A 15,392-nucleotide genomic window follows, 5' to 3' on the forward strand; every position below is an offset into this window, starting at 1 on the left:
TTTGTTTTAATTTCCTAAATTATATATTATATTAATTCCGGCATTGATTGATTGTCTAGGGAACGTAGTTGAAACTGCATATTGAAACGTTTGATGATTGTAATAAAACGATGCTGTTAAATTGCTACTTAAATTATAATCAGCTATAAATTTTAATCCGAATAACTTTTCTCCTCCCGTTATTTGACTATTCTGTTCATCAACACTTCGTATTAATGTTAAATTATCTCTTAACGAAATATCTGCTCTTAAATTAATATCTCCTTTTAATGTTTCTTTTTTACCTGTAAATCGAGTTACAAATTTAACATCTCTAATTTTATATCCAAATCCAAAAACAAATTCTGTTCCTTTTATATCTGTTAATGTATTATTATTAAAATTTAATGTTAAACTTCTGTCTCTTCTTATCTCTCCTTTAAATGAGAATGAATTTTTCATTCTAAAATCAACTTTTACTAGTGGCGAAAATTCATCTATTAAAGTTGCCGACGAAAGTAATAGTTCTGGTTGATAATTACCAGAAGTATTTGTATTTGTTGGTGTAGATGAATCATATTGTAAGTTATTTGTATAGTTACCTATGGTATAAGATGATTTGTACCCATGTGACAATGTAAATGAAGAGAATGTTTTTTTAAACCATTTATACTTCATAAACCCATTAAAACGCAAAGTCCAATTTGGTATTGGTATGTTTTTAAATATCCCAGTACTTACAGAATTTGGACTATTTCCTGAATATGCAGCTATAAATGCAGGTAACATGGCTTGCTGTCCAGTAGTCATAAATGCTGCTCCTGGTGAATTAGGTAATCCTGATTCATTAGATAATCTACTAGCAATTGTAGTTCTATAATCTAAGAAGTTTTGATACAACGTTTCATTATCCGTAAAAATAGTTCCTAGCATAAAATGACTTATACTATAATTACCCGTTTCAAACGGTTTTATATTAGGGTCTTGTTCAAATCCTCCATTTCCATCTGAAATTATATCTAATTGCTGATTTAAATTACTAGTTTGAATTCTATTTCCTCTTAAATCTATCGTCAAACTTTTTAACGGTTTTACAGAAATATTATAATCTAACTTTTTATAATTTGTTTTTCCGTAATTCTTGTTATAATATGGCTGATTAGGATCATTTTGACTTGTTCTTGTAACTAGCCAACCATTTTCTATTGCAGTATTTAAGATATCTGTTTGACTACCGAAAACAAAACCTAATGTTGGAGCGGACCCTCCTCCGTAACTATTTCTACCTAAAAAACCAACCGACGGCTTATATCCTTGTAATAAAGTTCCATTATTTTGAGAATAACTAATTTTTGCTCTCTTTACTGATGTTAATACATCATACATTCCTTTCATTACTTTATGACCAAAAGAAGCATTCTTTTTTAGTTTTGCTTTTTGAGTTGGTGCTTTTGAACCTAAAGCTACTGTTCCTTTTTTTACAGGTTTCTTTTTTGTTCCTTTTAATAATAATTTATCTAACCTTAAAGTTTTGTAGAAACGTCCAAAATCAATATTTGTATTTAAATTATGTGTATTTGCATTTTGAATCATATTACCAACTACATCAACATAACTAACGCTTTGTCCATTTGGTAAATCTAAATTACTTTGAGCACTAGCTTTCCAATCGAAGTCAGCAGTATATCCATAATCTGCAGTAATAAAACTTAAATATGGTAATTTATTAATTGGTAATTTATAAGTAGCATTTAATTTTTGGTGGTAATTATCTGGTCTACCTATATTAAAAAACTGATCGTATATTTCTAAATCCTCATCTACTCCAAAACTATCGTAAATATAATTATTAGCAGCATTAAAGTTTAATTGTAACGATTTTGTTAAATCAAACCCTATTGTATAATCCCAATTAAATAAATACCTACGCTGTATTAATTCTGGTTGTGCCGTTAAGCCTTCAATTAAATTACGCGATTGTTGCGAGTTAAAATTCCTATTAATTCTTGAATTAATCGCTATGTTTTTAGGCACTGGATTAATATTTAAATCTTTTATGAATCGCAAATATTTACTCTTAAATGTTTTTGACTTTTTAAATGGCTCAATAACAAAAGGCTTAAAGTTAAAATTATAACTAGCTCCAGCCATTACATTCTTATTTACATATTTTTCAATGTTATAATCTTTATGAAACTCTTCATTATGAGCATAAGAAACAGAAAAGTTTTCTACATCGTAAAACTTCGGTTTTTTCTTACTTTCTGGATTCTTATTCTTCTTTACATTAATAAAACTAATACTTTTTCTACGAGTATAATCCTGAGCGTTTTTACTATTTGGGTTTTTATCTAATGCATCTTTTAATTCTACATCCTGAAATTGTGGGTCATATTTAGGATCTCTAAATTCTTCACCATAACTATAACTCATTGGTACTTGCATGTTCCATTTTTTAGGCATCATTTTACCTAACTGAACATTTGTTGCTACACTATATTGCTTAATTTCTTCTATACTTCTTTGTTGCACTCTGTCTTCAACATTACCAAAACCTATGGTAGACATTCTACCTGCTAAAGAAACATTCATTACATCAGCAAGATTAGCATCTGCATTTACCACAGCAGCCCAACCTCCTTTATTATCAAAACCAACTGCACGTAATTCGTTAAACCAAACTTCTGCTGTTTTATTAGAGTTTGCAGCATTTTTTACTCCTAACATTACTGTTCTTACCTGTGCTAATGTAGGGTTTCCTCTTACAGAAATTTTTAGACCATTAGAACTTACAGACGAAAATATATCTGTAATACTAGTTCCTGCTCCTGTTGGTCTATTAATTTTTAAATTAGCTAATTCTTGCAAGGGTACTTCTAAGTTATTAGCTTCTGGCCAAACATCTAGTGAAGTAGCATTGGATGTTGACAATTCTAATGGCTTCTCTATTTCATAATAATTATCATTTAGATCTGTACCTAAACGAATAATTGCAACCATATCTCCATCTTGAGTATCTGCTGCTGTTGGTTTTTCAGCATGCAAAAACATACGTAGGTTTTTATACCTTCGCATATCGATACTTATATTTTTATAAATAGTTCTTATTTGGTCTGCTGGTAAATCTGTAACTTTTAAAGTTACTGATTGTTCATTTTGACGTTGAATTCTATTAGTTCCTTGTAATTGTTCTCTTTGAATTCCTGGTGGTAATTTATATCTATCTTGATTTTGTTCAATACTTACTACTCCAACTTCAAAATTATTAAGTTGTGTATTATCTAAATCTATAGGAGCTGCTGTATTTGGTAATACTTTAGTATACCTACGCCAATCACCTCTAACTAATTCTAATTCTCCAAATCTTAAAACTACTGGCATTTTAAACTGAGTAAGAAACATTCTTATAAAACGAATGCTATTAAAATCAGTTATTCCATTAATTTTTTGAGCATCGGTTACATTTCTAACAGGAATTCTAAACTGATACCATGTTGTAGTTCTTGTTGAACCATTTGCTAATGTAATTGGTTCACTTTTTACATCTATTATGTTATTTTGTCCTAATTGTAAATCACTTTTATTAAATGAAACCTCGTATTCAAAATAACTATTTACAGGATTCATTGTTTGATCCTTGTTAATATCTTCTACATCTGGGTATGTCGTTGATGAAGTCGGAAAGGCTTCATTTGACTGACTTGCTGTTGGTGAATTACCTTGTGTTCCATTATAGTTTTTATAACGTGATAAAACTGATGGATCTGTTGCTTCAATAGCTCCTCCTCTAAAATATTGGAAATTATCTCCTGCGGGATCATCAAGAGATGCAAATGCAGGGTACAATATTTTTTCTTCTTCATCAGTTAAACCATCCAAACCTATATCTTGATTTGTTCTAGCATCATTACTAGAATCAAAAGCATATAATATTGATGGATTTATTGGCGTATTTCCCCAAGTTGTTGTATTTACATTAGTTCCTGTTACTTTATTTCCATCAGCAGGTAATCCATTTTCATACTGCTTTCTACCATCCTTCAAAATATCTTCTGAAACACTTCCTAAATTAATAAACAGCTTACCTACTTGATTTCCTGGGTCTTGTGGATTTATTCCAGCAGGTAATCCTTCTTCTTGGTTAATCGAATAATTTTCATACGGATCCATTACCCAAAACTGAATGTACTCCACATTAGCTTGTTCAAAATTATTTGTGGTTAATGATCGCATAATTCCACCCCAACGCTCTTCTGATGCTACTGAACTTGCGTTTTGATTATAATTATAAGGACCTCTTTCCGATGGATAATAGGCTAAATCTAAGGTACGTACTAAATTTTGTTGCGTAATATCTAAATCGGTATTTGGAAACAATTCATTGTAACGTATTTGACGTACTTCATTTCTTGACAATTCGTTTTCATCAATATTACCTGGTCTGTTTCCACTACCATAAAAAAGTTGATCAATATTATACCAAGCTATTTTTCCTCTTTTATAATTATATGATAGATCGGCTGTTCCTCCATCAAACCCTTGTGATTCTGGTGTACTTGCTAAAAACCATTGTTGTGGTGAACTTAAATTAATTGGAATTTGTGATGCTTCAAAATCATCTAAATATGATGTTGCTGTTCCATCTACGTTGATTCCACTCGGTGAACCTGGCAATAAATAAGCCATATCTGCTCTTACCGACACATTCGATGGAGCATCTGTTTCTACAAACGGTAATTTGTTTGCTAGCTTTGTTAAATAAGGAACTTCTGCAGAATAATCTAAATTCAAACCTAACATTACATTATCTATAGGTTCTCCTCCAAAATTTACTTTCGGTGTAATAGGCTTTTCACTTACATTTAAAAATGTACCTCCTAAAATAAATTTTTCTGAAAAACGATGTTCTACATCGATACCTATAAATGTTTTTCTCTGTTGATTAAAAAAAGTATTATTCTCAACTGTTGCGTTAATTGGTGTTCCTGAAGCTTCTAAACCTGGATCTAAAATCTGAACACGCCCCAACTGATAATCAACCACATAATCTATCCCTTCAACTAATTGTCTTCCTCCTGCTGTAACACGTACAGAACCTCTTGGAACATTAAATGCTCCTAATGAAATCCCTCTACTTGTTTCAGATTTGAAATATCCTTTTAAAAAGAATTTATCTTTATTTTGATATTCGTTTTTTGCTTGAATCTTTGTAGTTAAATATAGTTCCTCAAAAAGGTATTTATCTTGATCGGTAGTATTAGTCAATTCATCTTTTAAATCAATACCAAAAGGTTCTGGTTCTGGAAACAAAACATATCCTCTCTCTGAATTTACTGTTATTCCATCAACATAATCGAAAAAACCATCTCCATTCGGAACGGCATATTGACTTTGATCTAATTTATCTAAATTTAATATTCGTAGTAAAGGTTTATCTGTTATACCAGGTGTCAATGCATTTTGCAATGTATTTTGTAAGGTTCCTGTTTCATCATCACGATATAATAATTCAAAACGAAAACCTTCTCGTTGTAACGGAAATGCACCTAAAGCATATACGTTTTTCATCATTAAACGCCATGTTGGAAATGCTTCTGCAGGTGTTCCTGAAGTTCCTCCAGTTCCAGGGCGAACTGTATTTAAAATTTCACTACGTAATAATTTTACTACAAGATTTGAAGGAGCTACAACTCCATCGTTTGAAAATTCTCCTACTTTAAAAACTGTTTCGCCATTAGATGCTCCAACAACTGTATATTCATATGCTACCGCTAAGACTTCTCCATCATTTAATCTTCTATTCAAAGAAATAAAACCTAATTGAGGATGCATTCTAAATTCATTAGGCTGTAACCTACGTGCGTTTTGTAAATACGAATAGTTAAATCCTTGTTGTGGTGTAATACCTATTCCGTTAATTGCAGTATCAACCGAAGCAACATCTCTAATTCCCCCTGTTGTAGTAGCTAATAATGGATTTAAATTATTTACTCCATTATAAGGTAATATTTTAGAATTAACTGATATCGCTCCTGGAATTGCATTAATTTCTGTTGGATTTACTTCATTTGCATCACTAGATTCTCCTAAATCGGCAAGACCAACTATACTACGATAATCATTTACATTTTGAGTCCTGTTTGTAATCCAAACCTCAACTCTTGTTATATTAATTGGGCTACTTACTAATGGGTAATTATTTAACGCTTCTTTATAATTTTCTCTAAAATATTGTGATAAGAAAAAGTGGCGATCATTATCATAATCTGATGCTCTTAACTCAAAAGGTTCAATAGTTGCTCCTCCTTCAGCTACTACCGTTTTAGATTGCGAATTTTGTTGTGAAAACGCTGCTGTTATAAATGTTTTACCAAACTGCAATTCTGTTTTTACACCAAATAATGATTGCGCTCCATTAATTAATGAATTTTTAATTGGCATACTTATATTACCTGCCTCAATATTTCTTATAATATCATCTTCGGTTGGTGTATACTCTAATTTAATAATATTTTGGAAATCAAACGTAGATTGTGTGTCGTAATTTGCTGTAACTTTTAATCGCTTTCCAACCTTAGCTTGTAAACTTGCACTAATCTGTTGATCAAAATCAAAAGTAAAACTACTTTGATTTTCAATGGAGATTTGTGGGTTTTCATTTTTCTGATAAATTCCTCCTAATTTTATATTCACTTGACCTGAAGGAACAACCTCAACTGTATTTCCTCCAAAGACAGATTCAAAAAACTTAGAGTTTACATAATATTTTGGCAATAAATTTTTTCTAGCATTCTTACTCCCTTTTTTCTTTGGGTTGGTAGCGTCTATTTTTTCTTTAAAGTATCCTTTTAAATCATTTTTTAAAACATACTTATCGTATTCTTTTGGAGTCATAAAAATAGGTGTTCCAACATAGTAGTCTCCTATTTTTTCCACTAAGACAAATTTGTTTATTGCCTTATCGTAGGTTACGATTTTTTTGACTGGATTATTTAGAAATAATGTTCCGTTTTGAGTGTATTTAAAATTATATTTTAAAGGTACAACCGTATCTTGCTTAACAGTATTTGAACTGTTTTGTGAAAACGAAACAACACTTACTAAAAGAGTAAGTGTTGCCAGTAATCTATTCATAACTTTTTTTTCCAACCTTGTCTATAAGTTTTTCAACGCCTGTTTTATTAGCTTTTCAACACTAGCATCAGGTGTTTCTTTTAATATATTTCCAATTACTTTATCAGCTTGTTTACGGGCAAAGCCAAGAACCTCTAATGCAGATAACGCTTCTTCTTTATTTGTATTGTTTTGTACAACCGAAACTTCATCTAAATCAAACGTTTTTAGCATTTTGTCTTTTAAATCAACAATTACACGCTGAGCTGTCTTAGCTCCAATTCCTTTTACCGACTGAATCAGTTTCACATTTTCTGAAGCTATTGCTTGCTGTATTTCTTCTGATGTCATAGAAGATAACATTGTTCTAGCTGTGCTAGGACCAACTCCTGAAACTGAGGTTAATAATCGAAATATTTCTCGCTCTACTTTATTTGAAAACCCATATAAAGTATGTGCATCTTCACGCACTGACAAGTGAGTATATAGTAATACATTTTCATCATTTGGTAAAGATGAATACGTATTTAAAGAAATATGCATTAAGTACCCAACTCCATTACAGTCAACTACTGCATATGTTGGATTTTTTTCAACAAGTTTCCCCTTAATCTGTGTAATCATTCAACTGATTTTCTAGATGTCTAAAATAGATAAAAATATTTCTTTTTGAAAACCTTATTTATCAAGACTTTAAACTTAATTTATTTCTTATGTTTTCTTGCCTTGTTTTGAGCATCAACAACAGCTACAGCTGCCATGTTTACCATCTCATCTACACTAGCTCCTAATTGTAAAATATGAACTGGCTTGCTCATTCCTAACAAAATAGGCCCAATTGACTCTACTCCATCAACTTGCTTCATTAATTTATAGGTAATATTTGCCGATTCTAAATTTGGAAAAATTAAAATATTTGCTCTTTTACCGTTTAATTTTGAAAAAGGAAACTCTTTTGCTAATAACTCTGGGTTTAAAGCAAAATCAGCTTGTAATTCTCCATCTACAATTACACTCGGATTATGACGATGGATATAAGAAACAGCTTCTCTAATTTTTACAGATGTTTCAGATATTGATGATCCAAAATTTGAAAAACCTAACATTGCTATATGTGGTGTCATTCCAAACATTTTTGCTAATGCTGATGTTAACTGACTAATTTTTGATAAATCTTTAGCTGAAGGGTTTATATTTATAGTTGTATCTGCTAAAAACATCGGTCCTTGCTTGGTTAGCATCATATTTGTTGCGGCAACACGAGTAACCCCTTTGTCTTTTTCAATTAACTTCAACATTGGCTTCACCACTGATGAATACGATCTTGAATACCCTGTTATTAATGCATCTGCTTCACCTGTATTTACCATCATAGCTGCAAAATAATTACGCTCGCGCATCCATTTTTGAGCTTCTAAATATGTAATTCCTTTACGTTGACGTGTTTTCCAAAAAGTTTCTGCATAGCGATCTCTTCTTTCTTTTTCTACATCCGTTTTAGGATCAATAATAAGAACATCAGCATCAAATCCTAATTCTTTTTTTAATTCTAAAATAACCTCTTTCCTCCCTAATAATATAGGAATTCCTATTTTTTCGTCATTTACCCTTTGAGCTGCTTTAAGAACATCTAAATGATCTGCTTCTGCAAAAACCACTTTTTTAGGATCTTTTTTAGCTCTATTATGCAATAAACGTATTTCTTTACTTCCTGTTCCAGAACGATCCATCAATTCCTCTCGGTACTTATCCCAATCAGTAATTGGCTCTCGAGATACTCCAGATTCTATTGCTGCTTTGGCTATCGCTGGTGGAATTTCATATATTAATCTAGGATCAAAAGGTTTAGGGATAATGTAATCTCTACCAAATGACAAGCTCACTTCATCATATACAATATTCACTTGTTCAGGTACTGATTTCTTTGCTAGATCTGCTAAAGCGTGTACAGCTGCCATCTTCATTTCTTCATTAATTTTAGTTGCTTTAACATCTAAAGCTCCTCTAAAAATAAATGGAAATCCAAGTACATTATTCACTTGATTAGAATGGTCTGATCTACCAGTGGCCATAATAATATCATCTCGAGTTGCAATTGCTAAATCATAACCTATTTCTGGTTCTGGATTTGCCATAGCAAACACGACAGGATCTTTACCCATTGATAATAACATTTCTGGTGTTACAACATTACCTTTAGACAATCCTATAAAAACATCTGCATTATGCATTGCTTCTTCTAAAGTATTTACATCTTTATCTGTAGCAAATTCTGCCTTCTGTGAAGTTAAATTACCTCTATCTTTTCTTATTACCCCTTTACTATCACACATTACAACATTTTCTCGTTTAGCACCAAGTGCTAAATATAAACGTGTACATGAAATTGCTGCTGCTCCTGCTCCATTAACAACTATTTGAACCTTAGAAATATCCTTTTTTATAATTTCTAATGCATTTTTTAATGCTGCTGCAGAAATAATAGCTGTACCATGTTGATCATCGTGCATAACTGGGATATCCAGTTCTTCTTTTAACCTTCTTTCTATTTCAAAAGCCTCAGGTGCTTTAATATCTTCTAAATTAATCCCTCCAAAAGTAGGAGCAATTGCTTTAACTGTTTCTACAAATTTATCTACATCAGTTGCATCAACTTCGATATCAAAAACATCGATATCTGCAAATATCTTAAACAACAACCCTTTCCCTTCCATCACAGGTTTTGATGCTTCTGGTCCTATATCACCTAAACCTAAAACAGCTGTTCCATTAGAAATAACAGCTACCAAATTACCTTTAGCTGTGTATTTATAAACGTTATTTTTATCTTTTGCTATTTCTAAACAAGGTTCTGCTACTCCTGGAGAATATGCTAAAGACAAATCGTGTTGGGTAGCGTACTTTTTTGTAGGTACCACTGCAATTTTCCCTGGCTTTGGTTTTGCATGATATAGTAAAGCTTCTCGCCTTTTTCTAGAATCACTCATAGGTTTGATATTGTTTGTTTGAACCTACAAATATACGTTTTTGTTATTTAGTAAAAATAATTTCTAACATGATAAAAGTCATGGTTGCCATTTATTTTTCAGTTTAATTTTGCAGTATTATTCAATCTAAACTTTCAAACTATGAAAACTCCCCCAAGTCAAATAATTGACGAAGAAGTCAATTGGGACAAAACTAAAACCATTGTAAGTAAAACAGATACTTATGGTACTATTTTATATGCTAATGATGTTTTTGCCAATACTTGTGAGTACAACCCTATTGAGTTAATTGGTGAACCGCATAATATTATTAGACATCCTGATATGCCTAAAGTTGCTTTTAAAGCATTATGGGATGCTTTGAAAAAAGGAAAAAACTACCACGCAATTGTTAAAAACCTAACTAAAACAGGTAGGTACTATTGGGTTATTACAGATTTTACTATTGACAAAAACGAAGAAGGTATAGTTACCGGATATACTGGCCGTAGAAAAGCGGTACCAAACAGTGTAATTAAAAAAATTGAACCTTTATATAAAACACTTTTAGATATAGAAAATTTAAAAGGTGAAAAAGCAAGTGAATTGTATTTTGATGCTTATTTGAAAGAAGAAGTTGGTAAAAGCTACGATGAATTTGTTGTTGATTTATTTGAACAAGAAAAATCTAAAGAAGAAAAAGCAACTATAAATACTCCAAAAGAAGAAGACGAGCCTAATAAAATAAAAAAAGGTTTGAACTGGTTTTTCTTCGGTGATTTTCTTTAAGTTTTAAAACTTCTCAAAAACTATAAAACAGTAACTTTTTATTTAAAATTTAAGGTTGCTGTTCTGTTTGTTTTACTATTTTTGTTTAGACTAAATAAAAGCTAAATGACAAAAATATCCCTCAGACCAACAACCACTATTAATGAAGAAGTTAAATGGAACAAAAAAAAAATTATTATAAGTAAAACAGATTTACACGGTACAATTTTATACATGAATGATACTTTTGAAGAAGTTTCTGAGTACAATAAAATTGAACTGATTGGTGAACCTCACAATATAATTAGGCATCCAGATATGCCTAAAGTAGCTTTTAAAACTTTATGGGACGCATTGAAAAAAGGAAAAAACTTTCATGCTATTGTAAAAAACTTAACTAGAACCGGAAGGTATTATTGGGTAATTACAGATTTTACCATAGACAAAAATGACAAAGGTGAAATTACTGGATACACTGGTCGTAGAAAAGCTGTACCAGATAGCGTTGTAAAAAAGATAGAACCTTTATACAAAACTCTATTAGATATTGAAACAATAAAGGGTGAAAAAGCTAGTGAATTATATTTTGATGCTTACTTGAAAGAAGAAGGTAAAACTTATGATGAATTTGTTGTTGATTTGTTTGAACAAGAATCTTTAAAAGAAAAAAACAACATTCAATCTAAAACTGAAGAACAACCTAATAAAATTAAGAAAAGTTTAAATTGGTTTTTCTTTGGAGATTTTCTCTAAAAAGAGATAAAAACTATCTGAATTATAAATTCAGATAGTTTTATTATTCACTTAAAAAAGAAATATTTCTAGTTAAACCTAAAAATTTAGTTCTTTTTACCGCAGATTTTTTAAACACTTTACTAAACGTTTCTTGAGTTAATTCTTGCCAATCTCGTTGTGTCATTTCTAGCAAATTTTCTTGTGGTGTAAATAAAGGTTCTGAATGTGGTTTTGAAAATCGATTCCATGGACATACATCTTGACAAACATCGCAACCGAACATCCAATCTTCATTCATACCTTTAAATTCAGTTGGAATAGCATCTTTTAGTTCTATAGTAAAATACGATATGCATTTACTCCCGTCTACAGTATTATTTGGCAAAATTGCTTGCGTTGGACAAGCATCTATACAGCGGGTACATTGCCCACAATGATCTGTTTTAAACGACTCATCATATTCAAGTTCTAAATCAATTATTAATTCAGCTAAAAAGAAAAATGACCCTTGCTGTTTTTGTATTAAAAGTGTGTGTTTTCCATTCCAACCCAATCCAGCTTTTTCCGCCCAAGCTCTTTCTAACACTGGTGCAGAATCAACAAAACAACGGCCAGAAACCTCACCAATTTCATCATTAATTAACAATAATAATTCTTTTAATTTTTCTTTAATTACATGATGATAATCTTGTCCATAGGCATATTTAGAGATCTTATATGCTTCATTATTTTGGACTTCTTCTGGAAAATAATTATATGATAATGATATTACGGATTTTGCTCCATCCACTAACAAACGCGGATCTAAACGTTTATCGAAATGATTTTCCATGTATCTCATTTCTCCATGATTGTTACTATGTAACCATTCTTCTAAACGAGGAGCTTCGTCTTCTAAAAAATCGGCTTTAGCAATACCACAAGCTAAAAAACCTAATCGTTTTGCTTGTTCTTTTATAAATTTAGAATACTGCTGTCTTTGATTCAAACTACATATATTTATTAGTGCAAAATTAACAAAAGTTTTATTTTATCATTTTATTCACTTTGGTTTAACAAATAATTACAGACCTTTGTCCGTTAGTATATAAAATCAACCTTTTTAATTATGAAAAAGATTTATAAAATAGCATTAGGAATTATAATAGTATTCTTTATTATTCTTGTAAGTATTCCTTTATTATTTCAGGACAAGATAATTGGTTTGGTAAAACAAACTGTTAATAATAATGTGAATGCTCAAGTTGATTTTAGTGATGCAAACTTGAGTTTAATTAGAAATTTTCCAAACATATCAGTTCAGTTATCAAATACCACTGTTATTAATAATAAACCTTTTGAAGGTGATACCTTATTATATGCAAATGATATTCGTTTAAACTTAAGATTAACTGAACTTTTTAAAAGCAGCACTGATCAACTAAACATAAAATCGTTTTCTATTGATAACGCAATGGTTAATGTTTTAATTGATAAAAATGGTAATGCTAATTACGATATTTCAAAACCTACGGAAGTAAAACAAGAAACAGATGCTGAAACAGCTAGTTCTTCTGACTTTGGACTTTCAATAGATTCTTATAAAATATCTAATTCTACTATTAAATATAAAGATGAAAAGGGAAAAATGCACCTTTCATTAAATGATTTTAATCATTCAGGAAGTGGTGATTTTTCTCAATCAAATTCAGAATTAGATACTAAAACATCTACATTAGTTTCTTTTGGAATGGATGGCACGTCTTATGCAAAAAATCAAAAAATACAATTGGATGCCATTTTAGGAATGGATTTAATCAATCAGAAATTTTCATTCTTAAAAAATGAGGCGAAACTTAATAATTTACCTTTAATTTTCGATGGTTATGTTAAAGTAAACAAGACAAATCAAGAGGTTGATATTAATTTTAAAACACCTTCATCTGACTTTAAAAATTTTTTAGGTTTAATCCCAGAAGTTTACACAAAAAACATTGCTAATGTTACAACTTCTGGTAACTTTAGTGTAAACGGTAAGGTTAATGGAATTATTGATGATAATACAATTCCTAAATTAGATATTACTCTTAAATCAGAAAATGCATCTTTTAAATATCCTGATTTACCAAAAAGTGTAAGAAATATTAATATAGATGCTCAAATAAAAAATACAACAGGAAAGACGCAAAATACTTTTGTAAACATAGCAGGTTTGTCTTTTAAAATTGATGAAGATACTTTTTCTGGTAAAGGGAATGTTTATAACCTAACTACAAATCCATTAATAAATGCTACTTTAAATGGAACTTTAAATTTAGCAAACATAAACAAAGCGTATCCTGTTGATTTAGAAAATGAATTAAGTGGAATTTTAAAAGCTAACTTACATACTAAATTTGATGTAAAAGCTATTGAAAAAAACAACTTAAATAGAATAAAAAACAATGGTCATATTGAAGTTAGCGATTTTGTTTTTTCTTCTAAAGACATTGTAAACTCAATTAATATAAAAAACACCAAAATTGATTTCACTCCTACCACAGTTTCTTTAACAAAATTTGATGCAAACACTGGTAAAAGTGATATAAATGCTACTGGTAAAATTCAGAACTTATTAGGTTTTTTACTTTCAGACAAAAAACTACAAGGCACATTTAAAGTAAATTCAAATTCTTTTTATGTAAGTGATTTTATGCAAGAAAACACTGGTTCTACAGAAAAGAAAGAAGATACTACACAAGAAGAAAAACCAACAGAATCTTTAAAAATCCCTGCTTTTTTAGATTGTAGAATTTTAGCTGATGCAAAAACTGTTTATTACGATAATTTGAAATTGCAAAATGTAAAAGGAACTTTATTATTAAAAGACGAAAAAGCTACGTTACAAAATGTAAATGCTGGCATTTTCAATGGTAAAATTGCTTTGAATGGTGAAGTTAATACAAAACCAAAGCAACCTACTTTTGACGTAAAATTAGGAATTAAATCGTTTGACATTTCTCAATCATTTAATAGTTTAGACTTACTACAATCGTTAAGTCCAATTGCTGGTGCAATGAATGGTAAATTAAATTCAGACATTAACTTATCTGGGAATTTAAACAAAGATTTCACTCCAAATTTAACTTCTATTTCAGGTAAAGCTTTAGCTGAATTATTAACAACAAAGATTAATCCAGAAAAGACAAAAGCTTTAAGTTTATTAAATGATAAATTATCTTTTATCGATTTAACCAAATTAGACTTAACTGATATAAAAACACATTTATCTTTTAAAAATGGACAAGTACAAGTATCTCCTTTTAAATTAAAATATAAAGACATTGGTATTAATATTGGAGGAAGTCACGGTTTTGATCAGAACATGAATTATAATGTAACTTTTGATGTACCTGCTAAATATTTAGGAAGCGAAGTTCAAAGATTATTATCAAAACTTAGTGCAAAAGATCAAAATATTACAGTTCCTGTTACGGCAAATCTTACTGGAAACATGTCAAGTCCATCAATAAAAACAGATTTATCTTCTTCAGTTTCGAAACTAAGTCAAAAATTAGTTCAACAACAAAAAGACAATCTTATAAATAATACTTTAGGTAATTTATTAGGTAACAAAAAGAAGGATTCTACGAACAAGTCAAGTAGTAAAACTGACAAGACTGTTAAGAAAGTAACCGATGTTTTAGGTGGATTATTTGGGAAGAAAAAAAAGAAAAAAGGGGGTAATTAAAAACTCAGGCAACTCTTTATAAACTATTTGAGTCTATAACTTTAGTAATTCTTTGTCAATTATTTAACAGCTTATAAACATAAATCGAAATTTGCATCCTATATGTTTGTTTTAAATTTCAA

General features: G+C 30.2%; 7 protein-coding genes. 3 read left to right on the plus strand and 4 right to left on the minus strand.

The features are described from left to right. Positions 1-6: 6 nt before the first annotated feature. The 3 genes from sprA to Q0881_RS00490 form a co-directional block, all read right to left on the minus strand. Positions 7-7,113 carry a cell surface protein SprA gene (sprA, locus tag Q0881_RS00480; RefSeq protein WP_299155927.1) on the minus strand — a complete coding sequence of 2,369 codons (7,107 nt, stop codon included), beginning with the start codon at positions 7,111-7,113 and terminating at the stop codon, positions 7-9. A 21-nt stretch (positions 7,114-7,134) separates the two neighbouring features. After that, the gene (gene ruvA, locus Q0881_RS00485; RefSeq protein ID WP_299155929.1) at positions 7,135-7,716 is read right to left on the minus strand and encodes a Holliday junction branch migration protein RuvA; all 582 of its coding nucleotides are present in this window, start codon (positions 7,714-7,716) and stop codon (positions 7,135-7,137) included. 80 nt (positions 7,717-7,796) lie between these two features. Then, a complete protein-coding gene (locus Q0881_RS00490) occupies positions 7,797-10,079 on the minus strand; it encodes an NADP-dependent malic enzyme (protein WP_299155931.1) in 2,283 nt (760 codons plus the stop codon). 141 nt (positions 10,080-10,220) lie between these two features. On the opposite strand from Q0881_RS00490, the gene Q0881_RS00495 reads away from it, so the two are divergent. Both Q0881_RS00495 and Q0881_RS00500 read left to right on the plus strand, forming a co-directional pair. Further along, a complete protein-coding gene (locus Q0881_RS00495) occupies positions 10,221-10,847 on the plus strand; it encodes a PAS domain-containing protein (protein ID WP_299155933.1) in 627 nt (208 codons plus the stop codon). Positions 10,848-10,952: 105 nt separating this feature from the next. Beyond that, the gene (locus Q0881_RS00500; RefSeq protein ID WP_299155935.1) at positions 10,953-11,579 is read left to right on the plus strand and encodes a PAS domain-containing protein; all 627 of its coding nucleotides are present in this window, start codon (positions 10,953-10,955) and stop codon (positions 11,577-11,579) included. A 43-nt stretch (positions 11,580-11,622) separates the two neighbouring features. Here Q0881_RS00500 and queG read toward each other — a convergent pair whose 3' ends face one another. Beyond that, the gene (queG, locus tag Q0881_RS00505) at positions 11,623-12,549 is read right to left on the minus strand and encodes a tRNA epoxyqueuosine(34) reductase QueG (protein ID WP_299155937.1); all 927 of its coding nucleotides are present in this window, start codon (positions 12,547-12,549) and stop codon (positions 11,623-11,625) included. A gap of 120 nt (positions 12,550-12,669) precedes the next feature. On the opposite strand from queG, the gene Q0881_RS00510 reads away from it, so the two are divergent. After that, complete coding sequence (locus Q0881_RS00510; RefSeq protein WP_299155939.1) at positions 12,670-15,270, plus strand: AsmA-like C-terminal region-containing protein; 2,601 nt, start codon at positions 12,670-12,672, stop codon at positions 15,268-15,270. Positions 15,271-15,392 lie beyond the last annotated feature (122 nt).

This window comes from uncultured Tenacibaculum sp. (genome assembly GCF_947494125.1).
Classification (GTDB): domain Bacteria; phylum Bacteroidota; class Bacteroidia; order Flavobacteriales; family Flavobacteriaceae; genus Polaribacter.